Source organism: Microbacterium lacticum (genome assembly GCF_006716815.1).
Taxonomy (GTDB): domain Bacteria; phylum Actinomycetota; class Actinomycetes; order Actinomycetales; family Microbacteriaceae; genus Microbacterium; species Microbacterium lacticum.
In genome coordinates this window covers 475,141-498,313 of sequence record NZ_VFPS01000002.1, presented here as the reverse complement: position 1 = coordinate 498,313, position 23,173 = coordinate 475,141, and the positions used below count along the sequence as shown (strand labels likewise).

18 protein-coding genes and 1 pseudogene are annotated in these 23,173 nt (G+C 72.8%); 15 read left to right on the top strand and 4 right to left on the bottom strand.

Going from position 1 to position 23,173, the window contains the following annotated elements; genetic code table 11:
* Nucleotides 1-39 precede the first annotated feature (39 nt).
* From manA to FHX68_RS08165, 4 genes are all read left to right on the top strand, one after another.
* The gene (manA, locus tag FHX68_RS08180; RefSeq protein ID WP_141380225.1) at nucleotides 40-1,218 is read left to right on the top strand and encodes a mannose-6-phosphate isomerase, class I; all 1,179 of its coding nucleotides are present in this window, start codon (nucleotides 40-42) and stop codon (nucleotides 1,216-1,218) included.
* A 159-nt stretch (nucleotides 1,219-1,377) separates the two neighbouring features.
* Nucleotides 1,378-1,695: a WhiB family transcriptional regulator gene (locus FHX68_RS08175; RefSeq protein ID WP_141380226.1), complete on the top strand. Its 318-nt coding sequence runs from the start codon at nucleotides 1,378-1,380 to the stop codon at nucleotides 1,693-1,695.
* A 98-nt stretch (nucleotides 1,696-1,793) separates the two neighbouring features.
* A complete protein-coding gene (locus FHX68_RS08170; protein WP_141380227.1) occupies nucleotides 1,794-4,742 on the top strand; it encodes a glycosyltransferase family 2 protein in 2,949 nt (982 codons plus the stop codon).
* Nucleotides 4,739-6,154 (top strand): DUF5719 family protein, encoded by a 1,416-nt coding sequence (locus tag FHX68_RS08165; RefSeq protein ID WP_141380228.1) that lies wholly within the window; start codon nucleotides 4,739-4,741, stop codon nucleotides 6,152-6,154. The genes FHX68_RS08170 and FHX68_RS08165 overlap by 4 nt, the downstream gene beginning before the upstream one ends.
* Before the next feature lie 28 nt (nucleotides 6,155-6,182).
* Here FHX68_RS08165 and FHX68_RS08160 read toward each other — a convergent pair whose 3' ends face one another.
* Nucleotides 6,183-6,617 carry a metallopeptidase family protein gene (locus tag FHX68_RS08160; RefSeq protein WP_170214214.1) on the bottom strand — a complete coding sequence of 145 codons (435 nt, stop codon included), beginning with the start codon at nucleotides 6,615-6,617 and terminating at the stop codon, nucleotides 6,183-6,185.
* 94 nt (nucleotides 6,618-6,711) lie between these two features.
* Between FHX68_RS08160 and FHX68_RS08155 the strand changes: the two genes are divergently transcribed.
* The 4 genes and pseudogenes from FHX68_RS08155 to katG all read left to right on the top strand — a co-directional run bounded on the left by FHX68_RS08155 (nucleotide 6,712) and on the right by katG (nucleotide 10,120).
* Nucleotides 6,712-6,918, top strand: coding sequence for a DUF3499 family protein (locus FHX68_RS08155; protein ID WP_141380229.1), 207 nt, complete (start codon nucleotides 6,712-6,714; stop codon nucleotides 6,916-6,918).
* 86 nt (nucleotides 6,919-7,004) lie between these two features.
* A pseudogene (locus FHX68_RS08150) lies at nucleotides 7,005-7,214 on the top strand (adenosylhomocysteinase); the annotation flags it as partial.
* A gap of 136 nt (nucleotides 7,215-7,350) precedes the next feature.
* Nucleotides 7,351-7,809 (top strand): Fur family transcriptional regulator, encoded by a 459-nt coding sequence (locus FHX68_RS08145; RefSeq protein WP_280525024.1) that lies wholly within the window; start codon nucleotides 7,351-7,353, stop codon nucleotides 7,807-7,809.
* Nucleotides 7,810-7,837: 28 nt separating this feature from the next.
* Nucleotides 7,838-10,120, top strand: coding sequence for a catalase/peroxidase HPI (katG, locus tag FHX68_RS08140; RefSeq protein WP_141379906.1), 2,283 nt, complete (start codon nucleotides 7,838-7,840; stop codon nucleotides 10,118-10,120).
* A gap of 104 nt (nucleotides 10,121-10,224) precedes the next feature.
* Here the strand turns inward: katG and FHX68_RS08135 are convergent, their stop codons facing one another.
* Nucleotides 10,225-10,884, bottom strand: coding sequence for an aquaporin (locus FHX68_RS08135; protein ID WP_141379959.1), 660 nt, complete (start codon nucleotides 10,882-10,884; stop codon nucleotides 10,225-10,227).
* A gap of 255 nt (nucleotides 10,885-11,139) precedes the next feature.
* Between FHX68_RS08135 and mtrA the strand changes: the two genes are divergently transcribed.
* The 5 genes from mtrA to hpf all read left to right on the top strand — a co-directional run bounded on the left by mtrA (nucleotide 11,140) and on the right by hpf (nucleotide 16,922).
* Nucleotides 11,140-11,820, top strand: coding sequence for an MtrAB system response regulator MtrA (mtrA, locus tag FHX68_RS08130; protein WP_141379907.1), 681 nt, complete (start codon nucleotides 11,140-11,142; stop codon nucleotides 11,818-11,820).
* Nucleotides 11,821-11,830: 10 nt separating this feature from the next.
* Nucleotides 11,831-13,585 (top strand): MtrAB system histidine kinase MtrB, encoded by a 1,755-nt coding sequence (gene mtrB, locus FHX68_RS08125; RefSeq protein ID WP_141379908.1) that lies wholly within the window; start codon nucleotides 11,831-11,833, stop codon nucleotides 13,583-13,585.
* Nucleotides 13,585-15,300 (top strand): LpqB family beta-propeller domain-containing protein, encoded by a 1,716-nt coding sequence (locus FHX68_RS08120; protein ID WP_141379909.1) that lies wholly within the window; start codon nucleotides 13,585-13,587, stop codon nucleotides 15,298-15,300. Before mtrB ends, FHX68_RS08120 begins: the two co-directional genes overlap by 1 nt.
* Before the next feature lie 123 nt (nucleotides 15,301-15,423).
* Nucleotides 15,424-16,155, top strand: coding sequence for a ComF family protein (locus FHX68_RS08115; protein WP_141379910.1), 732 nt, complete (start codon nucleotides 15,424-15,426; stop codon nucleotides 16,153-16,155).
* A gap of 101 nt (nucleotides 16,156-16,256) precedes the next feature.
* Nucleotides 16,257-16,922 (top strand): ribosome hibernation-promoting factor, HPF/YfiA family, encoded by a 666-nt coding sequence (hpf, locus tag FHX68_RS08110; protein ID WP_141379911.1) that lies wholly within the window; start codon nucleotides 16,257-16,259, stop codon nucleotides 16,920-16,922.
* Nucleotides 16,923-17,048: 126 nt separating this feature from the next.
* On the opposite strand, the gene FHX68_RS08105 is transcribed toward hpf, so the two are convergent.
* Nucleotides 17,049-18,371, bottom strand: coding sequence for a coiled-coil domain-containing protein (locus FHX68_RS08105; RefSeq protein WP_141379912.1), 1,323 nt, complete (start codon nucleotides 18,369-18,371; stop codon nucleotides 17,049-17,051).
* Between the two features lie 168 nt (nucleotides 18,372-18,539).
* Here FHX68_RS08105 and secA point away from each other — a divergent pair, with 168 nt between their 5' ends.
* Together secA and FHX68_RS08095 are read left to right on the top strand one after the other, a co-directional pair.
* Nucleotides 18,540-21,341: a preprotein translocase subunit SecA gene (gene secA / locus FHX68_RS08100; RefSeq protein WP_141379913.1), complete on the top strand. Its 2,802-nt coding sequence runs from the start codon at nucleotides 18,540-18,542 to the stop codon at nucleotides 21,339-21,341.
* Between the two features lie 62 nt (nucleotides 21,342-21,403).
* Nucleotides 21,404-22,627 (top strand): pyridoxal phosphate-dependent aminotransferase, encoded by a 1,224-nt coding sequence (locus tag FHX68_RS08095; RefSeq protein WP_141379914.1) that lies wholly within the window; start codon nucleotides 21,404-21,406, stop codon nucleotides 22,625-22,627.
* 66 nt (nucleotides 22,628-22,693) lie between these two features.
* On the opposite strand, the gene FHX68_RS08090 is transcribed toward FHX68_RS08095, so the two are convergent.
* A complete protein-coding gene (locus FHX68_RS08090; protein ID WP_141379915.1) occupies nucleotides 22,694-23,134 on the bottom strand; it encodes an Rv3235 family protein in 441 nt (146 codons plus the stop codon).
* Between the last annotated feature and the right edge of the window lie 39 nt (nucleotides 23,135-23,173).

The window sequence follows — 23,173 nt, the reverse complement described above, 5'->3', positions numbered from 1 at the left end:
TCAGATCAGGCTATCGCGCGCGCGTCCTAGGCTGAGGGCATGCTCATCCCGATCTCGAACACCCCGCGCGACTACTCGTGGGGCTCCACCGACCTGATCGCCCGCCTGCAGGGACGGGAGCCAACCGGGTCGCCCGAGGCCGAGATCTGGTACGGCGACCACCCGGGCGATCCCTCCGACGTGGTCGGTGCCGGCGGCGGCACGCTCGACGCGGCGCTGAGCGCCGCCGGCGAGCCGCGGCTGCCGTTCCTCCTGAAGCTGCTCGCGGCGGGCTCGTCGCTGTCGATCCAGGCGCACCCCACCCGCGCCCAGGCCCGTGAAGGGTTCGCCCGCGAGGAGGCGGCGGGCATCCCGCGGGATGCCGCGGATCGCCTGTACCGCGACGACAACCACAAGCCCGAGGTCATCGTCGCGCTGAGCGACGAGTTCCGCGCCCTCGTGGGCATCCGCGACCTCGCCGCGACGCGCCGCCTGATCGCGGCGCTCGGCGACGGCCCCGCGCTCACGCGCCTCGACGCCCTCCTCGCGGGCGATGACCCGGAGCGGGCCGTGCGCGGGGCGCTGGAGTGGGCGCTCACCGAGGCGACCCCCGCCGACGTCGACGAGCTCACGGGCGATCTCGCGCGGGCGACGGATGCCGAGTTCGCGCCCGAGATCGAGGCGCTGCGCACCGCGGCATCCGACTTCCCCGGCGACCGCGGGCTCTTCGTCGCCCTGCTGATGAACCTCGTCGTGCTCCACCGCGGCGAGGCGCTGTTCGCGCCCGCCGGCGTGCTGCACGCCTACCAGTCGGGCCTCGGCGTCGAACTCATGGCCGCCAGCGACAACGTGCTGCGCGGCGGGCTCACGCCCAAGCACGTCGACGTGCCCGAACTGCTCCGGGTGCTCGACCCGACGGTCGGCCCCGCGCCGCTCGTCGCCCCGCGGGCCGTGTCATCGAGGGCGGGGGAGACCGGCGCTGCCGCGGAGTTCGCGCCTCCCGTCCCCGACTTCGCCCTCACACGCGTCGAGCTCGCCGGCGACCCCGTCGCCGTGCAGCTCCGCGGCGCGGCGATCGTGCTCGCCACGGCGGGCGAGGTGAGCGTCGAAGACGGCGACGAGCGGGTCGCGCTCGCCCCGGGCGACGCGGTGTACGTCGGCGGGGGAGTGCGCGAGGTCGTGCTCGCCGGCGCCGGCGAGGCATTCGTAGCGCAGCCCGGCGCCCTCGTAGAGGCCTGACTCCCCGCGCCGATGGGCGCGACACGCCGGTCGGATTGCGGGTGAAGGTTCAGGGACGCCTTGAGGGTTTACGATCTGCGACTTGACCCGAGCGAATGACAGCGGTGTAATTATTCGAACACGCGCACCGGCGTGAGGGGAATCAGTGGGGAGAACGATATGACGGGTTACCGTTCCGGAGTTCCCGAGAACTGGTTCGTCGATCCGGTCAACCTCGGGGTTCCCGGGGTCAGGCGGCCGGCCGCGACCGACGAGGACAGCGCCCTGGCCTGGCAGGCCGACGCGCTGTGCGCACAGACCGATCCCGAGGCGTTCTTCCCGGAGAAGGGCGGCTCGACTCGCGACGCCAAGCGCATCTGCACCACGTGCGACGTGCGCGACCAATGCCTGGAGTACGCGCTGCAGAACGACGAGCGCTTCGGCATCTGGGGCGGGCTCAGCGAGCGGGAGCGCCGCAAGCTCAAGCGACGCGCCTGATCCGTCGCCCGCGCGCCCCCGTGCACGCACCGACGATTGCGGCGGCGGCCGTGTCGCGGGGACGGGTGCGGGGCGGGCGCGCTTAGGCTGACCAGGTCATGCCCGCCCGAGTTCACGCGCTGCTGGTCGTGCGCCCCGACGGGCGCGTGGCCGCCGACATCCATCTGGAACGGACGCTCACCGCGCTCCGCGCACAGTCGCGCCCTGTCGACGCCCTGACGATCGTGCTGTGCGACGCGGATGCCTCGGTGCAGGCCGTCGCCGCCGCGTCGCACGCCGAGGCCGTGATCTCCGCCGACCGCCGCACGAGCTTCGCCGACGCGCTGACGCTCGGCTCGCACCGACTCGACGGCGACGCGGTCTGGGTGCTCAGCCACGACACGATCCCGGACCCCGACGCCCTCGCACGCCTCGCGGGCGCCCTCGAGACCGCCCCTTCTGTCGCGTTCGCGGCCCCCAAGCTCGTGCGCGCCGACGAGAAGGACCGCATCGTCTCGCTCGGTGTGTCGGTGACGCGGTACGGCCGCACGGTCGGCCTCGCCGACGGCGAGCACGACCAGGGTCAGCACGATGCCGGTGAGGACGTGCTCGGCACCGATGTGCGCGGCATCCTCGTGCGCGCCGACGCGTGGCGGAGGCTCGGCGGCATCGACCGGGCGCTCGCGGGCGCCGACGAAGGCCTCGACCTCGGCATCCGCGCCCGGCTGCGCGGCGGTCGCGTCGCGCTCGCGCCCACCGCGATCGTCGCGATCGCCGGCTCCGGGCCGTCGCCGGTGCGCGCCGCCTGCGCCGAGCGCACCGCGCAGCTGCACCGGCGCCTGAGCTACGCACCCGCCGCGGTCGTGCCGCTGCACTGGCTGAGCCTGCTGCCGCTCGCGGTGCTGCGCTCGCTCGGGGCGATCCTCGGCAAGCGGCCCGCCCGCACCCTCTCCGAGTGGGGCGCCGCCGTCACCGCGGCCGTCCGTCCCGGCGCCGTCGCCCGTACCCGTCGCGGCATCCGCCAGGAGCGCGCCGCCTCGTGGGCGCAGCTCGCGCCGCTCCGGGTGACCGGCACCGAGCTGCGCCACCGCCTCGACGACGACGTGCCCGCCGGCACCGGCCGGGGCGACCTGCACTTCTTCAGCGGCGGCGGAGCATGGGTCGTGCTCGCGGCGCTCGTCGTCTCGGTGATCGCGTTCCTCTCGCTCCTCGCCTGGCCGGTGCTGGGCGGGGGCGCCCTCGCGCCGATGCGCGCGACCCTCGGCGGACTGTGGGCGGATGCCTCGTACGGCCTGCGCCCGCTCGGCTGGGACAGCTCCGGTCCCGCCGACCCGTGGAGCGCGGTGATCGCCCTCCTCGGCTCGCTCTGGCCCGCCGCGCCGTCTCGCACCATCGTCGTGCTGTGGGTGCTCGCCCTCCCGCTCGCCGCTCTCGGCGGATGGTTCGCCGCGACCCGGTTCACCGACCGCGCGCTCCTGCGCGCCGTCGCGGCTGTCGCCTGGGCGCTCGCCCCGAGCCTCCTCGACGCGCTGATCTCGGGTCGACCCACCGTCGTCATCGCGCACCTGCTGCTGCCGTGGCTCGTCTGGACCGGCGCCGTCGCGCAGCGGTCGTGGAGCGCCGCCGGCGTGGCATCCATCGTCGCGGTCGGCGTCGTCGCCTGCGCCCCGAGCGTCGGCCCCGCCCTCGCGATCGTGTGGATCATCGGGATCGTGCTCACCGCGGCGCTCCGTCGCGGCCGGGGGATCGCGCGCATCATCTGGCTCGCGGTGCCCACGGCGGTCGTCTTCGCGCCGCTCCTCTGGCATCGCGTGCGCACGGGCGACCTCTGGAGCCTCCTCGCCGATCCGGGCGTGCCGCTCGCCGACTCGGGTGGCACCGATCTCGGTCGCCGGCTCGCGCTCGGCCTCGGCTTCCCCGGGGGCGACGGCTGGGCGGCGCTCAGCGGCCTGCCGGTGTCGACGTGGAGCCTGCTGCTCGTCGCGCCCCTGTTCGTGCTCGCGCTCGCCGCTCCCGTGATCGGCCGCACGCTCCCCGCCGTCGTGCTCGCCATCGCCGCTCTCGCCGGGCTGGGCACGGCGCTCGCGGCGATCGGTATCGCCGTGGCATCCGATGCCCAGCAGATCGTGACCCTGTGGCCGGGCGCCGCGCTGAGCCTCTACTGGCTGGCGGTGGTGTGCGCCGCCGTGCTCGCGCTCGACGCGCTGCCCGCGCGGCCGCCGCTGCGCACCGTGCTCGGCACGCTCGTCATGGTCGCCCTCGCCGTCAGTGCCGTGCCCGCCCTCACCGCGCCGCTGCGCGGCACGGCGGCGATCACCGAGTCGACCTCGAGCACCCTTCCCGCGTACGTCGAGGCCGAAGGCCGCGGCGGCCTCTCGACGGCGACCTTCGTGCTCACTCCGACCCCCGACGGCGCCGTCGTCACCGACGTGGTCTGGGGCGAGACCGCCTCCCTCGGCGGGCAGTCCACGCTCCGCTCGGCGCGGCTCTCCGCCGACCCCGGCGACGAACTGACCGCCCGCTACGCCGCCCAGCTGATCGCCGACCCGGAGGGCCCCGTCGTCGGCGACCTCGCCGCGCACGGCGTCGCGTACGTGCTGCTCGGCGGCGCCGACGTCGGCACGGACGCGGGGGTGGATGCGGCGACCGGCATGAGTCGGCAGGCCGAGACCTCGCTCGATCAGCGCGACGACCTCGAGATCGTCGGCGACACCGCCAAGGGCAAGCTCTGGCGCATCACCGCCGACGTCACCGCGCGTAGCGCCGACGACGACGGTGCGGCCTGGCGGGTCGGGCTGCTGCAGGCAGGCATCGTGATCGTCGCGCTGCTGCTGGCCCTGCCCACCCGGCGCTCGCTCGCCGAAGCCCGCCGGCGCCCGCGCATCGTCGGGCTGTCGCGGCGGGCGCCGCGGGCGCGGATGCGGGCCGCATCGAGCGTCGCGCCGGCTACGGCGACGGGCACGCCGGTCGAGCCGGAACACGTGGCGTCCGATCCGCTCGGGCCGGAATCGCTCGCGTCCGATCCGGTCGAATCGGCGCCGACCGACCGTGAGGGAGACGAGTCATGAGCCGCTTCTCGGCCGCCCGCACCGCCGGGTTCGTGATCGGCGGGGTGGTGGCCGCGGCATCCCTCGTCGGTGCCGCCGGCCTCATCTGGCTCGACCTGCCCGGACTCACCCGCGACACGGTCGAGGTGTCGGCGCAGCCGCCCGCCGCGGCGTCGGTCGCGACGTGCGCGGGGCCGCTCCTCGCGAGCGGTCGCGACGCCACGCAGGCCTCGCTGCTGACGGATGCCGCACCGCAAGCGGTCACCGCGGCCTCGTCGGCGAACGGCGAGGTGGCCGAGGCCACGCTCGCCGCCCCCGACGTGTCGGGCGGTGCGGGGCCCGCGTCGCTGACCGCGCCGCCGAGCCCGGGCGGTGACCGGGTCGATCTCGCCGCCGCGGGGTCGTCGACCGTCCGCGCCGACGACGCGACGGGCTTCGCCGCGTCGGCGTGCACGCGCGCCGAGATGGAGTCGTGGCTCGTCACCGGAACCGGCACCACCGGGTCGGCCGACCTCGTCGTCCTCGCCAACCCGGGCGACGTGGCCTCGCTCGTGACCCTCAGCGTCTACGGGGCATCCGGGCTCGTCCAGCCGGCGGCGGGCAAGGGCATCGTCGTCCCGGCGGGCACGCAGCGCGTCGTGCCGCTCGCCGCCCTCGCGCTCGGCGAGGAGAACCCCGTCGTGCGCGTCACCGCCGCCCAGGCTCCCGTGCAGGCCGCCCTGCAGTCGAGCCTCACCCGCGTGCTCGCCCCGATCGGCATCGACCAGTCCGCGGCCGTGGCCGCTCCCGCGACGACTCTCGTGATCCCCGGCGTGACGGTGACCGTCGCCCCTGGCGAGGCGGGCGCGAGCGACGTGTCGACGTATCTGCGGCTCGTGGCCCCGTCGACGGACGGCACGGCGACCGTGACCGTGCGCGGCGGCGCGGTCGGCAGCGGCGGCTCGGGCACGACGGCCCAGACGCAGACCATCCCGGTCGCGGCGGGCGTGCCCCTGCAGCTCGATCTCAGCGGCCTCGCGATCGGCACGTACACGGTCGGCGTCGAGGCGACCACGCCCGTCACGGGCGCGGTGTGGTCGACGACGGGATCGGCGGCCGGGAGCGACTTCGCCTGGTACACGCCCGCGCCGGAGCTCGCCGCGCAGACGCTCGTCGCCGTGGCCGCCGGCCCCGGAGCCGTGCTCACCGTCACGAGCGCGACCGAACAGGTCGTCACCCTCGACAGCGGCGCCGCGGGCGGCGGCGACGATCAGCTGCGCCTCGCCGCCGGCGGCTCGGTGAGCGTGCCGGTCACCGCGAACGCGACCTACCGCGTCCGCGCCGACGCCCCCGTGCGGGCGGCGGTGAGCTACAGCGGCACCGGGTCGCTCGCCGGCTACCCCGTGCCGTCGGGCGACGCCGCCGAGTCGGCGATCCGGGTCTACCCGCGCTGACGCGCGCGGCGCGCGGACCGCGTCAGGCTCAGAAGTAGCGGAACCGCTCCGGCCCGAGATCCCACGGGTCGCGGTCGAGGTACTCGGCCGCGGCGCGGAAGACCGCGCCCTCGATCATCATGCGCCGGTGCAGCTCGTCCTCGCGGTGCAGGTGGCTGAGCCGCTCGATCGGCAGGCGGTAGAGCACGATCAGCTGGTGCTCGGTGTGCACGCTCCAGCGCGGGATCCCGTCGTCGTCGGAGGCCGGCGGCATCGCCGCGACCTCGAACCGCACCTCGCGCAGCTCCGGCCAGGCGCTGCGCAAGAACTCCGCCGCGGTGCCCACGGCGAAATCGAACCGCTCCTCGCGGGTCTCGAGCGCCAGCAGCGGCGGGCGGACGACGGGGCTGCGGTCCTCGCGCCCGTGCCGGCCGTGCCGGGAGGGACGCCGGCGCGGGGTGCTCGTCGCGCGCCGCCTGACCATGCCCCCAGTCTAGAGCGGTGGGCCGGGGCGGGAGCGGGGACCTCTGCGGCGCGGCTCCGCCGCGGGGGCACGGGTCGCGGTTAGCGTGGAGCCGATGCGTACGAGACTCTGCTCGAAAGTCGGGTGTGCCCGCGAAGCCGTGACCACCCTCACCTACGACTACGGCGACCAGATGGCCGCCGTCGGGCCCCTGGGGGCGTCGGGCGACCCGCACGCCCACGACCTCTGCGCGATCCACACCGACCGCCTGTCGGTGCCGAAGGGCTGGCTCGTCGTCCGCCACGAGACGCTCCGCGCCTAGCCGGACGACGCTCCGCGCCTCGTCGCAGACGTCCCGACACACTCCGGATCACCGGGGCCCCGCGTGGGACAATGGCCGGATGCCGCATCGCCGGCCTCGAGGCGATCCCGGGCGTGGAGAAGATCGAGATCAAGCCGCAGGTGCACGAGTACCGGATGCCGGGCGGCGCGAGCATCCTCGTGCTCTCCGAGGGGCGGCTGCTGAACCTCGGCAACGCGACGGGGCATCCGTCGTTCGTCATGAGCGCCTCGTTCACGAACCAGGTGCTCGCCCAGCTCGAGCTGTACACGAACCGGGCGGCGCGAGCATCCTCGTGCTCTCCGGGGGGCGGCTGCTGAACCTCGGCAACGCGACGGGGCATCCGTCGTTCGTCACTACCGGTATTGACCTCGCCTTTTTTGAACTGATCAAATCATGCGCTACGCTGGAGGCGTGACCGATCTGCGCGCACCCGAACCCGCGGCAGCGGTCGTGGCCTCGGCATCCGATGCCCTGCGCGCCGCCGGCCTCCGGGTCACCGAGCCACGCCTCGCGGTGTACGACGCGCTCCGCGGCCTCCCGCACGCGAGCGCCGACGCCGTGCACGCGGCGGTGGCGGAGCGGATGCCGCGCGCCAGCATCCAGTCCGTCTACAACGCCCTCGGCGACTTCACCGACGCGGGGATCGTCCGCCGCATCGAGCCGGCCGGCCACGCGATGCTCTTCGAGCTGCGCATCGGCGACAACCACCACCACATCGTGTGCACCTCGTGCGGCGCCGTGCAGGACGTCGACTGCGCCGTCGGCCACGCGCCGTGCCTGCACCCGTCGGATGCGCACGGGTTCACCCTCAGCTCCGCCGAGGTCACGTACTGGGGGCTCTGCCCCTCGTGCGCGGCCGCAGCCGCCTGACCCTCGACCGCCCCCAGGAAGGAAAACCATGACCGAGAACGACCCGTCCGCCGCCGGCATCGGCGAGGACGTGACCGACATCGATCAGTCCGTCACCGTGACCGACACCGACGAGGCCTTCGCCGAAGAGGCGGCGACCTGCCCCGTCATCCACGCGCAGCCGCACCCCACGTCGGGTTCGGCGAACCGCGTCTGGTGGCCGAACCAGCTGAACATCAAGATCCTCGCGAAGAACCCCGAGTCGCGGAACCCGCTGGGCGGCGACTTCGACTACGCCGCCGCGTTCGAGGCGCTCGACCTCGCCGCGGTGAAGAAGGACATCGCCGAGACGCTCACCACCAGCCAGGACTGGTGGCCGGCCGACTTCGGCAACTACGGCCCCCTCATGATCCGCATGGCGTGGCACTCCGCCGGCACCTACCGCGTGACCGACGGTCGTGGCGGCGGCGGCGCCGGGCAGCAGCGCTTCGCGCCCCTCAACAGCTGGCCCGACAACGTCGGCCTCGACAAGGCGCGCCGCCTCCTCTGGCCCGTGAAGAAGAAGTACGGCCAGTCGATCTCGTGGGCCGACCTGATGATCCTCGCCGGCAACGTCGCGCTCGAGAACATGGGCTTCACGACCTTCGGCTACGCCGGCGGCCGGGCGGATGTCTGGGAGCCGGACGACGACGTGTACTGGGGCCCCGAGACGACCTGGCTCGGCGACGAGCGCTACACCCGCGACTCGGGCGAGCGCAAGATCGACGGCCCGCTCGCGGCCGTGCAGATGGGCCTCATCTACGTCAACCCCGAGGGTCCGGCCGGTCACCCCGACCCGCTCGCCTCGGCGCGCGACATCCGCGAGACGTTCGGCCGCATGGCGATGAACGACGAGGAGACCGTCGCCCTCATCGCCGGTGGTCACACCTTCGGCAAGACGCACGGCGCGGCCCCCGACTCGAACCTCGAGGACAACCCCGAGGCGGCGGGGCTCGAGATGCAGGGCCTCGGCTGGAAGAACAACAACGGCACCGGCAAGGGCGACGACCAGATCACCTCCGGCCTCGAGGTCACCTGGACCTACCACCCCACCCGGTGGGACAACGAGTTCTTCCACATCCTCTACGCCTACGAGTGGGAGCTGTTCCAGAGCCCCGCCGGCGCGCACCAGTGGCGCCCGATCAACGGCGGCGGCGCCGACATGGTGCCGATGGCGCACTCGAGCGGCCGTCGCGAGCCCCGCATGCTCACGAGCGACCTGGCCCTGCGCATGGACCCCGCGTACGACAAGATCTCCCGGAAGTTCAAGGACGACCCGGAGGCCTTCGCCGACGCGTTCGCCCGCGCCTGGTTCAAGCTGACCCACCGCGACATGGGCCCGATCGCCCGCTACCTCGGCTCCGACGTCCCGGCCGAAGAGCTCCTCTGGCAGGACCCGGTGCCGGCGCCGTCCGCCGACCTCATCGACGCCGCCGGCGTCGCCGAGGCCAAGCGCCGCGTGCTCGAGTCGGGTCTGACGGTCGCCGAACTCGTCGGGACGACCTGGGCCGCGGCATCCACGTTCCGCGGCAGCGACAAGCGCGGCGGCGTCAACGGCGCTCGCATCCGCCTGGCACCGCAGAAGGACTGGGAGGTCAACAACCCGGCCCAGCTGCACAAGGTGCTGGGCGTCCTCGGCGGCATCAAGAGCGACCTGGATGCCGCGGGCACGCCGGTCTCGCTCGCCGACCTCATCGTCATCGCGGGCAACGCCGCGGTCGAGAAGGCCGCGGCGGACGCCGGCGTCGAGGTCGAGGTCCCGTTCCACGCGGGGCGGACGGATGCCTCGCAGGAGCAGACCGACGTCGAGTCGTTCGCCTACCTCGAGCCCGCCGCCGACGGGTTCCGCAACTACCAGGGCCCCCTCGCGGAGATGCCCGCCGAGTACCACCTGCTCGACAAGGCGAACCTGCTGACCCTCACCGCGCCGGAGATGACGGTGCTCGTCGGCGGTCTGCGCGTGCTCGGCGCGAACTGGGACGGCTCGCCGTACGGCGTGTTCACCGAGCGCCCGGGCGTGCTCACGAACGACTTCTTCGTGAACCTCCTCGACCTCGGCACGACGTGGAAGCCGCTCGACCCGGGTTCGCACGCGTTCGCCGGGGCGAAGGACGGCTCGGGCGAGAAGGTCGGCGTCGGCACCCGCGTCGACCTGCTGTTCGGCTCGAACTCCGAGCTGCGCGCGCTCGCCGAGGTGTACGCCTCGGACGACGCGGCCGAGAATTTCGTGCGCGACTTCGCCGCCGCGTGGGGCAAGGTCACCGAGCTCGACCGGTTCGACCTGCACCGCTGAGCGCGGCTGCGCTCCGAGCGACACCTCGAGGGCCCGCCCCCGGATACGATCCGGGGGCGGGCCCTCGCCTGTGCGCGGCCCTCCGCTCGGGCAGGGCCGCTCGCTCAGATGTTGGTGCGTTCGAACAGCGCGCGGTGCGCGAACCCCGCCAGGAGTGCGCCCACGATCGGGAAGAGGATGAACACCCAGAGCTGTGCCAGGGCATCCGTCCCCCCGTAGATCGCCGCCGCGATCGAGCGCGCCGGGTTCACCGAGGTGTTGTCGACCGGGATCGAGATGAGGTGGATGAGGGTCAGGGTGAGGCCGATCGCGAGGCCCGCGAGGGCGGGCGTGCCGCGCGTCGCGTGGGTCACCCCGAGGATCACCAGCACGAAGATCGCGGTGAGCACGATCTCGACGGTGATCGCCGCGCCGAGCCCGAACCCGCCGGCGGAGTGGTCGCCGAAGCCGTTGCTCGCGAAGCCGCCGTCCTGCGCGGTCGCGAGCCAGCCGTCGGGGCCGAAGAGCCCCACCAGCACGATCACGCTCGTCGCCAGCGCGCCGCCGACCACCTGCGCGATGAGATAGCCGACGGTCTCGCGCCAGGGGAACCGGCCCGCCGCGGCGAGGCCGAGGGTGACGGCGGGGTTGAAGTGGCCGCCCGAGATCGGGCCCCAGGCGTACACGCCCGCGACGACGGTCAGGCCGAAGGCCAGGGCGACGCCGACGTAGCCGACGCCGACCGGGAAGCCGTTGGCGGCGAGGCCGTTGTTCGCGGCGATCAGCGCCGTGCCGCGATCTCGGTCGGGTCGATGGGGATGTCGGGGCGGGGGTCGTCGGTGCTCACGGTGGGTCCTCTCGTTCGAGTGGTCTCTGCTCGCGATTGTGCGCCCTCGCCAGCCCCGTGCGCGTGATCCGCGTCGGAATGTGTCGACACGGCACTGCACGGCGCGCCGTCAGGAGGGTCCGATACTGTAATTGGTGCGCATCCCCGTTGCGCGCTGCGGCATCCCGCCGACTCGAAGGACGTATCCGCCCCCATGACTTCTCGCATCCTGGTCGTCGATGATGACACCGCGCTCGCGGAGATGATCGGCATCGTGCTGCGAACCGAGGGGTTCGAGCCCGTGTTCTGCGCCGACGGCGCCGCCGCCGTCGACGAATGGCGCGCACAGCGCCCCGACCTCGTGCTCCTCGACCTCATGCTGCCCGGAATGGACGGTATCGAGGTGTGCACCCGCATCCGTGCCGAATCCGGCGTGCCGATCATCATGCTGACGGCACGCACCGACACCGCCGACGTGGTGCGCGGGCTCGAGTCGGGCGCCGACGACTACATCGTCAAGCCGTTCAACCCGAAGGAGCTCATCGCCCGCATCCGCACGCGCCTGCGCCCCGGCACCGCCGCCGACAGCGAGACGCTGCGGGTCGGCGACGTCGTCGTCGACGTCGCCGCGCACGAGGTGCGCCGCGGCAACGACGCGATCGCCCTGACGCCGCTCGAGTTCGAACTGCTCGTGGCGCTGGCATCCAAGCCCCAGCAGGTGTTCTCGCGCGAGATGCTCCTCGAGCAGGTGTGGGGCTACCACTACAAGGCCGACACCCGGCTCGTGAACGTGCACGTGCAGCGCCTGCGCGCGAAGGTCGAGATCGACCCCGACAACCCCAAGATCGTCTCGACCGTCCGGGGCGTGGGCTACCGCGCCGGCGCGGTGGTCTGACCGGGTCCTCATGCCGCCGACGACGGCCACCGTGCGCACGCCGGGCCTTCGGGGCTGGCGTGACTGGCGCAGCTGGCGCTCGTGGCCCGAGCGCTTCGCGCACGCGTGGCGCGGCTCGCTGCGGTTCCGCACCCTCGCCGTCACCCTCGCCCTCACGGCGTTCGCGATCCTCGGCGCCTTCGTGACGATGGCCCTCGCGATCCAGAACGACCTGTTCGAATCGCGCGTCGAGCAGGCGCAGGAGTCGGTGGCGCGCGCGACGGCGGCGACGCAGCGCACCCTCGACTCCGCGCAGGTCGACGGCGACTCGGCGGCGCTGCAGTCGCTGATGGATGCCGCGGTGCTGTCGATGACCCGGCAGGCCGGCACCGACATGATCGCGGGGTTCCGCATCTCGAACGAGCCGTCGGTGATCGCCCCGCAGGACTTCGCCCGGGGCGGCCTCACCGCCGACATGATCAGTGACGGCCTGCGGATGACGGTGCAGCAGGGGCCCGACAAGCGCTGGTGGCAGTCGATCGGCCTCCCCGAAGGCGACGACGGCCGCGCCGATGTGCCGGGCGTCGTGATCGGACAGCAGCTGATCCTGCCCGAAGTGGGGGCGTACGAGTTCTACTTCGCGTACGACCTCGCCTCGGAGGCGGAGACGCTACGGTTCGTGCAGGTGACGCTGTGGCTCGTCGGCGCGGGGCTCGTGCTTCTCATCGGGGCGATCTCGTGGGTCGTGCTGCGCACCGTCACCGTGCCGATCGCGCAGGCCGCCGAGACGAGCGCCATCCTCGCCGGCGGAGACCTGGGCGTGCGGCTCCCGGTGCGCGGCGACGACGAGTTCGCTGTGCTCGGCCGCTCGTTCAACGCGATGGCCGACTCGATCGAGGCGCAGATCAAGGAGCTCGCCGAGCTGTCGCTCGTGCAGCAGCGGTTCGTCTCGGATGTCTCGCACGAGCTGCGGACGCCGCTCACGACCATCCGGCTCGCCAGCGACATGCTCAACGATCGGCGCGACGAGTTCGACCCGTCGACGGCGCGCGCCGCGGAGCTGCTGCACGCGCAGGTGCAGCGCTTCGAGGTGCTGCTGACCGACCTCCTCGAGATCAGCCGCTACGACGCCGGCTCGGTGCAGCTGGAGAACGAGCCGACGAGCCTCGCGCACCTCGCCGAGGAGGAGATCGCCTCGATGCATCAGCTCGCCCTGCAGCACGGCTCCGACGTGCGCCTCGTGGCGCCCGGAGGCTACTCCCCGGTGGACATGGACCCGCGCCGCGTGCGACGGATCGTGCGCAACCTGCTCGGCAATGCGATCGAGCACGGCGAGGGGCGACCCATCGTCGTCACGGTCGACAGCGATCAGCGCGCCGTCGCGATCGGGGTGCGCGACCACGGCCTCGGCATGAGCGCGGCCGACTCCGAGCGCGTGTTCGACCGGTTCTGGCGCGCCGACCCGTCGCGGAAGCGCACGATCGGGGGCACGGGCCTCGGACTCTCCATCGCCCTCGGTGACGCCAGGCTGCACGGCGGCACCCTCTCGGTGTGGTCGGAGCTCGGCCGCGGCACGAACTTCGTGCTGACCCTGCCGCGACAGGGCGTCGTCGGAGACGGTGCGCTCGGCTCCCCGATCCCCGTCGACCCGGGCGACGACGGCGCCGCGCTCGACGACATCGGACTCACCCAGCCGATCGCGGTGCCGTCCGCGGCGGCGTCCGAGGCATCCTCGACCGCCTCCTCCTCGACCGCTTCCTCGACCGAGACGGCGGGGCGATCGTGATGCGCGCGGAGGTGCAGCCCGGATCGCGGGTGCGCGCCGCGGCGACCACGGTGATCGCGGCGCTGCTGCTGATCGTGCTCACCGCCTGCGGGGGCCTGCCGACGTCGGGCCCCGTCAACGCGGGAAAGTCGATCCCCGACGCCGGCACGAACGGCGGCGTGGTGTTCTTCCCCGACAAGCCGAGCCCGGATGCCACGCCGGAGCAGATCGTCGAGGGGTTCATCGCGGCGGGCTCGGGTCCGACCGACAACTGGGGCACCGCCCGTGAGTTCCTCGCCGGCGACCTGCGGAGCACCTGGAACCCGCGGGCGGGGGTCACGGTGTACCGCCCCGGCGATCGGGCGCTCCGCCAGGTGTCGGAGGGGGAATACGTTCTGTCGGTCACCCCCGTCGCCACGGTCGACGAGGCGGGGGATCTCGCCGTCGCAGGGGATGCGGGCGACATCTCGCTGCCGTTCACCCTCGCACGCCAGGACGATGGGCAGTGGCGCATCACGAAGGCGCCCGACGGCGTCGTGCTCGACCGCAACCGGTTCGAGCGGGTCTACAGCAGCTACGACCTCCAGTTCTTCGACCCGAGCTGGACCTACCTCGTGCCCGACACGCGCTGGTTCCCGATGCAGTACGCGGCCACGAGCATCGCCGAAGCCCTCGTGAACGGCGGACCGAGCACCTGGCTCGAGGGCGCCGTCTCGACCGCGTTCGTCGACGGGGCACGCCTCGCCCAGGTGGCGGTGCCGGTGCGCTCGAACGTGGCCTCGGTCTCTCTGCAGGAGGGGGCGCGCGCCCTCGGACGCGAGGCGCTCAGCCGCATGCAGACCCAGCTCGAGACGAGCCTCGCGCCGACCGGCATCGACCAGGTCGACATGCTCGTCGACGAGCAGCCGCTGGCCGCCGACACCGTCACGGTGCGGCAGACACGCATCGATTCGCGCCCGCTCGTGCGCACGGCCGACGCGTTCGGGTTCGCCTCGGGCGCCTCCGGCGGCTCGATCGAGGAGCTGCCCGGGCTCTCCAGCGCGCTGCTGCAGGTCGCCGCCGCCGACATCGAGATGAACGCCGACCGCACCGTCGCGGCGGTGCGCGACACGACCGGCGCGGTGTCAGAGGTCGGCAGCGACGGCACGGTCACCTGGCTCGACGCCCGACCGGGACTCGTCGCGCCGTCGGTCGACCCGGGCGGCTACATCTGGTCGGTTCCCGCCGGTGCGCCCTCGGCGGTCGTGGCGTTCGGTCCGGGCGGCACCGAGGTGCTGCTGCCCGATGCGTGGCCCGCGGCGTCGCAGCTCGCGGCGCAGCGCATCTCGCGCGACGGCACCCGCCTCGCGGCGATCGTGCGCGACGGGGAGCGGTGGGCGATCTGGGTGGCGGGTGTCCTCCGCGACCGCGATGGCGTGCCGACGGGGCTCGGCGCGACCAAGGTCATCGCCGTCCTCCCGGGCCCGGGCACGGCGCTGACGTGGCTCGACTCCTCGACCCTCGCCGCCGTGACCTCGAGCCAGGACACCCCGTCGCTCCTCACCCAGAAGCTCGGCGGCTTCGGTGACACTCAGCGCATCCCCGAGGCCGTGACGAGCGTCGCCGGCGGCACGCAGTCGGGCGCGGTGCGCGTGCGCGATGCGGCCGGGGAGCTGTACTCGCAGCAGGGCTCGAACTGGCAGAACGTCGCCTCCGGCATCGTCGTGCTCGCGGTCCAGCAGGGCTCGCCGCGCTGACCCGACCGCCTCGCGGCGACTTTGTCCCTCGCCTCCTCCCCAGGCGGCGATCGGCGGAATCCGTCCACAGATGCGGGCGACGCGCGTCCGTGCGGGCGCCGGGGCGGGGAGGCTGGGGCGATCATGCGTTCCGCCTCCTCCGGGCATCCGCCCGCCGCACCGACGCCCGTCGCGCCGCTCGCCGCGGCGGCACGCGACGCGCTGGCCGGTGCGCTCTCGCTCGTCTTCCCGACGTGGTGCGCCGGCTGCGACCTGGCCGATGCGACGCTGTGCGCGCCCTGCCGCGCGGCGCTGCAGCCCGAGGTGCGCACGCGGGCGCTCGGCGGGACCTTCACCGTGTTCGCGGGGCTGCCGTTCGAGGGGGTCGTCGCCCGGGTGCTCCGCGCCTATAAGGAGGAGGGGCGCACCGCCCTCGCCGCACCCCTCGCCGTCGCACTCCGCGCGGCCGCGCACGCGGCGCTCGCCGGCGGACCGGGAGAGCCGGTGATCGTCGTGCCGGTGCCGACGTCGCCCGGCGCGATGCGCCGCCGCGGATACCGGGTGGTCGAGCTGCTCGCCCGTCACGCCGGACTGCACCCGCAGCGCGCTCTTCGGGCGGGTGTTCGGGCGGCCGATCAGCGCGGGCTCGGCGCCGAGGATCGGGAGCGCAACGTCACCGGCAGCATGCGGCTCGGCCGCGGGTGGGACACGCGGCTCGCGGGGCGCGCGGTGCTCCTCGTCGACGACATCGTGACCACCGGAGCGACCCTGCGGGAGGCGGCACGGGCGCTGTCGGCCGGGGGCGCCCGCGTGGTCGGGGCGGCGACGGTGGCATCCACGCCGCGCCGACGGTTTCTCACGGCAACTGGCAGGTGACAGGGGGCGTGCACCCCGGTAGCGTGGGGAGACCAAGGCGAACTCAGGGTTCTCCCTTGACCTCGTGGGAAGGCGGAGAACCCGGAACTAGGGGGTCAAGGATGGAAACCAGCATCGTCGGCGTAGGTGTCAGCATCTCGGATCGATTCCGCACCGTCGCCGAAGAGAAATCCCTCCGCATCGAGAACATCGCCCCCCGGGCGCAGCGACTCGACATCAAGGTCACCCACCGGGCCTATCACAACGGTGCGCGCGAAGACGAGACGGTCGAGCTGACCGTCACCGGTACGGGCCCCGTCGTCCGGGCCGAGGCGACCGACAGCGACAAGTTCGTGGCGCTCGACCTCGCCGTCGACAAGCTCGCCGAGCAGCTCCGCCGCGCGAAGGACAAGCGCATCGACGCGCGCAACCACCCGCGAGGCGCGAAGCTCGACAAGGGCAGCGGCGCGATCGAAGGCATCGACGTGCAGCCCGCCTCGGTCGACGTGCTGCGTGCGGTCGCCACCGGCAGCATCCCGATCGTCGGCGACGGCGAGGACGGCGAGGACTACACGCCCGTCGTCATCCGCAACAAGCACTTCGATGCGGAGTGGATGACCGTCGAGGAGGCCGTCGATCGGATGGAGCTCGTCGGGCACGACTTCTTCCTCTTCATCGACGCGCGCAGTGACCACCCGAGCGTCGTCTACCGCCGCAAGGGCTGGGACTACGGCGTGATCTCGCTGCTCGCCAGCGCCCCGCCCGCCGCGGAGGAGCTCGCCTCCTGACGCTCGCCCGCGGGACGCGCGGGCAAGCAGAATCGGAAAAGCGCAACAGAATCGGATGCCACGGCTCGTGGCATCCGATTCTGCTGTCGTTCTGCGATTCTGCGCGGCGCCCGCGAGGGGCGCGCGTCAGTCGAAGATGCCGTCGAGGATCGAGCCGATGACGAGGCCGCCGAGGATGCCGCTGGCGATGCCGTTGCCGCCGCCGCGCTGACCGCCGGCGCCCGGGCCACCCCAGCCGCCGTCGTTCGGGCGCGACGAGTCGATGTCGCGCTGCGCGAGCTGCAGGGCCTCCGCGGCGAGCTGCCCGCAGCGCCGCGCGTCGGCGAGCGCCTGCTCGCGGTCGTCCTCGTCGATCGGCGTCGCCGCGAGGGCGCCAAGGTCGAGTCGCAGCCGCTCGGCTTCGGCGAGCCGGGTGCGCGCGTCGGCGCCGATCCAGCCGCGGTGGCCCGAGATGACGGTGCGGGCGACGCCCAGCTGGCGGTCGGCGTCGTCTATCGCGTGTCGCACGTGCGACTCGGGCGGCACGGGGCGGGCGGCACGCTCGCGGGCCTTCGCGACGATGGCATCCAGCGCCGCATTCGCCTCGCGCAGGCGCGTCAGCTCGGTGAACGGGTCAGGCTTGTCGCCGGCGGGCGTGAGGGCGCCGAGCTCGCGCTCGAGCGTCGCCATCGCGCTGCCGACCGCCGGGAGGTGCTCCAGATCGCGCGCGGCGATGAGGTCGTCGCGCGAGTCCTCCACGATCGCGTCGAGGGTCGACTCCGCCCGCAGGGCCTCGATCTCGAACGCGTCGACCGCGTCGAGGAGGGTCGTCGCGCGGCGGGATGCCTCGATCGCGGTCTCGAGTGCGAGGTTCGCCTGCTCGCGCTGACCCGACTCGCGCCGGGCCTCGGAGATGTCGGCGCCGTGCGTGGCGAACTCGAGCAGCTGCGCCGCCTCGCGCGGGTTCCCGGAGATCTTCCGCAGCGCCGCGGGGGAGTAGCGCGCCTCGACGCGGGCGAGCGTCGCCTCGGCGCGCGCGACGCGCGCGCGCTCGCGCGACACGTCGGCGCGGATGCCGGCGATGATCTCCGGGGCGCGCCGCGCGCGGGCGACCGGCTCGGCGAGCGCCTCGAGGCGGTCGTCGAGGAGCTCCTCGGCCCACTCGCACAGCTGCACGATGCGGGCGTTGCGGGTGCGCGCCTCCTCCGGGGTGTCGGGGATCTCGTCGTGGTTGAGCTGGTTCAGCTGGAACGCCTCGCGCAGATGCGTGCGGACGGCGACGAGCGCGTCGCGGAGATCCCGCGTCGCGTCACGGCCGAGTTCGAGCTCGGCGAAGGTGAGCTCGTCGTCGGTGGTGCGGAGCCTCTCGTCGGCGGCGACGAGGGCCGCGTCGGCCCGGCGGCCGAGGTCGGCGTCCTGCGCGGCGAGCTGTTCGCGCTCCTTCTTACGGGTGCCCCAGAATCCGGTCATGGCACGATCCTACGTCGGCGCCCTCCCGGCCGGGCCGGGGCGGCGCACACCCGCATACAGCGCGCATCAAGGTCACGACCGCATAACATAGGAAGTCGTGTCGCGCGTGCCGCGCGCGCCAACGGTGGCATCCCGTGCCGCCGGCCCCCGAACGTATGGAGATCCTCCGTGGCCAACCCTCTCGAGAAACTGCTCCGCGCCGGCGAAGGACGCATCCTCCGCAGGCTGCAGCAGGTCGTGAAGGCCGTGAACGCCCTCGAAGAGGACTACGCGCAGCTCACCGATGAGGAGCTGCGCGGCGAGACCGCGGAGCTGCGTGCGCGCTACGCCGCGGGCGAGTCGCTCGACAAGCTCATGCCCGAGGCGTTCGCCGCCGTGCGCGAGGCCGCCAAGCGCACCCTCGGCCAGCGGCCGTACGACGTGCAGATCATGGGCGGCGCGGCGCTGCACCTCGGCAACATCGCCGAGATGAAGACCGGTGAGGGCAAGACCCTCACGGCGACCTTCGCGGTCTACCTCAACGCGATCGCCGGCGAGGGCGTGCACGTCATCACGGTCAACGACTTCCTCGCGTCGTACCAGTCCGAGCTGATGGGCCGCGTCTACCGCGCCCTCGGCATGACGACCGGCACGATCGTCGCCGGGCAGACCCCCGAGGTGCGCCGCCAGCAGTACGAGGCCGACATCACCTACGGCACGAACAACGAGTTCGGCTTCGACTACCTGCGCGACAACATGGCCTGGCAGAAGCAGGACCTCGTCCAGCGCGGCCACTTCTTCGCCATCGTCGACGAGGTCGACTCGATCCTCATCGACGAGGCGCGGACGCCGCTCATCATCTCCGGACCCTCCTCGGGTGAGGCCAACCGCTGGTTCGTCGAGTTCGCGAAGATCGCGAAGACCCTCGAAGCGGGCGTCGACTACGAGGTCGACGAGAAGAAGCGCACGATCGGCGTGCTGGAGCCCGGCATCGAGAAGGTCGAGGACTACCTCGGCATCGACAACCTGTACGAGTCGGCGAACACCCCGCTCATCTCGTTCCTCAACAACTCGATCAAGGCGCTCGCGCTCTTCAAGCGCGACACCGACTACGTCGTCATGAACGACGAGGTCATGATCGTCGACGAGCACACCGGACGCATCCTCGTCGGCCGACGCTACAACGAAGGCATCCATCAGGCGATCGAGGCGAAGGAGGGCGTGCCGGTCAAGGCCGAGAACCAGACCCTCGCCACCGTCACGCTGCAGAACTACTTCCGCCTGTACGACAAGCTCGCCGGCATGACCGGCACCGCCGAGACCGAGGCGGCCGAGTTCATGTCGACCTACAAGCTCGGCGTCGTGCCGATCCCGACGAACAAGCCGATGATCCGCAAGGACCAGGCCGACCTCGTCTACAAGAACGAGCAGGCGAAGTTCGCGCAGGTCGTCGAAGACATCGCCCGCCGTCACGAGACCGGGCAGCCGGTGCTCGTGGGCACCGTCTCGGTCGAGAAGAGCGAGTACCTCTCTCGCCTCCTCGCCAAGAAGGGCATCAAGCACGAGGTGCTGAACGCGAAGAACCACGCCCGCGAGGCGGAGATCGTCGCGCGCGCGGGGCGCCTGGGCGCCGTCACCGTCGCGACGAACATGGCCGGCCGCGGCACCGACATCATGCTCGGCGGCAACGCCGAGTTCCTCGCGGTGCAGGAGCTCAAGGCGCAGGGCCTCGACCCCGTCGAGACCCCCGAGGAGTACGAGGCGGCGTGGGATGCCGCGTACACCGCCCAGCGCGACACCGTCGCCGAGGAGGCGGCGAAGGTCGTCGAGGCCGGCGGCCTGTACGTGCTCGGCACCGAGCGGCACGAGTCGCGCCGCATCGACAACCAGCTGCGCGGCCGGTCGGGCCGTCAGGGCGACCCCGGCGAGAGCCGCTTCTACCTGTCGCTGACCGACGACCTCATGCGCCTGTTCCAGTCGGGCGCGGCCGAGGCGATCCTCGCGCGGGCGAACTTCCCCGACGACGTCGCGATCGAATCGACGATGGTGTCCCGCGCGATCAAGAGCGCGCAGAGCCAGGTCGAGTCGCGCAACGCCGAGATCCGCAAGAACGTCCTCAAGTACGACGACGTCCTCAACCGTCAGCGCGAGGCGATCTACGCCGACCGCCGGCACGTGCTCGAGGGCGATGACCTGTCCGGCCGCGTGGAGCACTTCATCGAGGATGCCATCGGCGCGGTCATCGACGATCACACCGGCTCCGGCCACAACGAGAGCTGGGACTTCGACGCGCTCTGGACGGAGCTGAAGACCCTCTACCCCGTGAGCGTCACGATCGACGAGGTCGTCGCCGAGAGCGGCAGCAAGGGCCGCATCACGCCGGAGGGCCTCAAGCGCGAGATCCTCTCCGACGCGAAGATCGCCTACGCGAAGCGCGAGGAGACGCTCGGCGCCCCGGCGACCCGCGAGCTCGAGCGCCGCGTGGTGCTGCAGGTGCTCGACCGCCGCTGGCGCGACCACCTCTACGAGATGGACTACCTCAAGGACGGCATCGGCCTGCGCGCCATGGCGCAGCGCGACCCGCTGATCGAGTACCAGCGCGAGGGCTACCAGATGTTCCAGGCGATGATGGGGCAGATCAAGGAGGAGTCGGTCGGCTTCCTCTACAACCTCGACGTCGAGGTGCGCCAGACCGGTGACGGCCAGGTCGAGGCGAAGGGCCTCCAGGCTCCGCCCGTCGAGGCGCAGAAGCTGCAGTACACCGCAGCCGGCGAGGGCGGCGAGGTCGAGGTGCGCAACGACCGCGGCCAGGTGCAGCAGGCCGCGACCAGCAAGGTGCGTCAGGCGGCCGCCGCCGCCGCGGCCCCGGCGGCTCCCGCCTCCTCGTCCGAGGCGCCCCGCGGCGCGTTCGGGCAGCGGACGGATGCCGGGGCATCCACCCCCGCCCCGCAGAACCGCGCGGAGCGCCGCGCCGCAGGCAAGAAGAAGTGAGTCGCGGCCTCGAGGCCACGGCGCGGCGATTGGCCCGGTGAGGGCGGGGATATTCTGAACGGATGACCCCGCGCATCCTGGACCAGTCGTCGAAGCTCAAGGACGTCCTCTACGAGATCCGCGGCGCCGCACTGGTCGAGGCCGACCGGCTGGAGGCCGACGGGCACCGGATCCTGAAGCTCAACACAGGCAACCCCGCGATCTTCGGCTTCGAGGCGCCGTACCAGATCGTCCGCGACATGATCGAGGCCGTGCCGCACGCGCACGGCTACAGCGACAGCCGCGGCATCATGTCGGCCCGCCGAGCGGTCGTCTCGCGCTACGAGGAGGTGCCGGGCTTCCCGAAGTTCGACCCCGACGACGTCTACCTCGGCAACGGCGTGTCCGAGCTCATCACCATGACGATGCAGGCCCTCCTCGACACCGGCGACGAGGTGCTGATCCCCGCGCCCGACTATCCGCTCTGGACGGCGATGACGAGCCTCGCCGGGGGCACCGCGGTGCACTACCTGTGCGAGAGCGAGAACGGCTGGGAGCCCTCGCTCGACGACATCCGCGCGAAGATCACCGACCGCACCAAGGCGATCGTCGTGATCAACCCGAACAATCCCACCGGCGCCGTGTACTCACGCGAGGTGCTCGAGGGCATCGTCGAGATCGCCCGCGAGCACGAGCTGCTGCTCCTCTCCGACGAGATCTACGACCGCATCCTCTTCGACGACGCGGTGCACATCCCGCTCGCGACGCTCGCGCCCGACCTCCTCTGCCTCACCTTCAACGGGCTCTCCAAGACGTACCGCGTGGCCGGATACCGCTCGGGTTGGATGGTGATCACCGGGCCGAAGCGGCACGCCGAGGGGTTCCTGCAGGGCATCCAACTGCTCGCCTCGACCCGCCTGTGCCCGAACGTCCCCGCCCAGCACGCCGTACAGGCGGCGCTGTCGGGCGTGCAGTCGATCGACGCGCTCATCATGCCCACCGGGCGGCTGCACGAGCAGCGGGATGCCGCGTGGGAGGGCCTCGAGGCCATCCCGGGCGTCTCGTGCCACAAGCCCGCGGGGGCGCTGTACGCCTTCCCGCGGCTGGATCCCGAGGTGTACGAGATCCACGACGACGCGAAGCTCGTCTACGACTTCCTCGTCGCGGAGCACGTGCTGCTCGTGCAGGGCACCGGTTTCAACTGGCCGACACCCGATCACCTGCGGATCGTCACGCTGCCCGAAGCGCGGGTGCTCACCGAGGCCATCGAGCGCCTCGGGAACTTCCTCTCGTCGTACCGGCAGTGATCTCGCCGCGCCGGCCTGCAGGTGCGGCTGGCGCGGTGGTCAGAGCGCCGGGTCAGCGCGCCGCGCTCAGAGCGCCGCGAGCGACGTGGCGCGCCAGCGGCCGTCCCAGCCCTCCAGGCGCACGGCGACGGCGCGCGTGCGGGCGGGACCGGCGGTGATCACGACCCCCTCGACGACGCCGTCGGCGGGGGAGGAGACGTGGGTCGAGACGATCCGGTACGAGGGCCGTGCCGGGGCGACGCCGCGGGCGCTGCGCGCACGGGCGGACAGGTTCGACCGGGTCACGAGCGCGCGGAACGCGTCTTCGCCGAGCCACCGGGCCAGCTGATCGGCCTCGCGCACGCCGGCGAGCACCTCCAGCACGCCGATCGTGAGGTTCGCCAGCAGCGGTTCGGGGTCGGGCAGCGCCTGCGACGGCGTGCGCTGCGGGGCGAAGTACTCCTCGACCTCGAGTGCGGTGCCGGCCCGTGACGGCCGGGGCGCGGAAAGCGACGGCGACGGGACCATGGTGACCTCCTCCAGCGGTTGACGTGGGATCGAGTACAA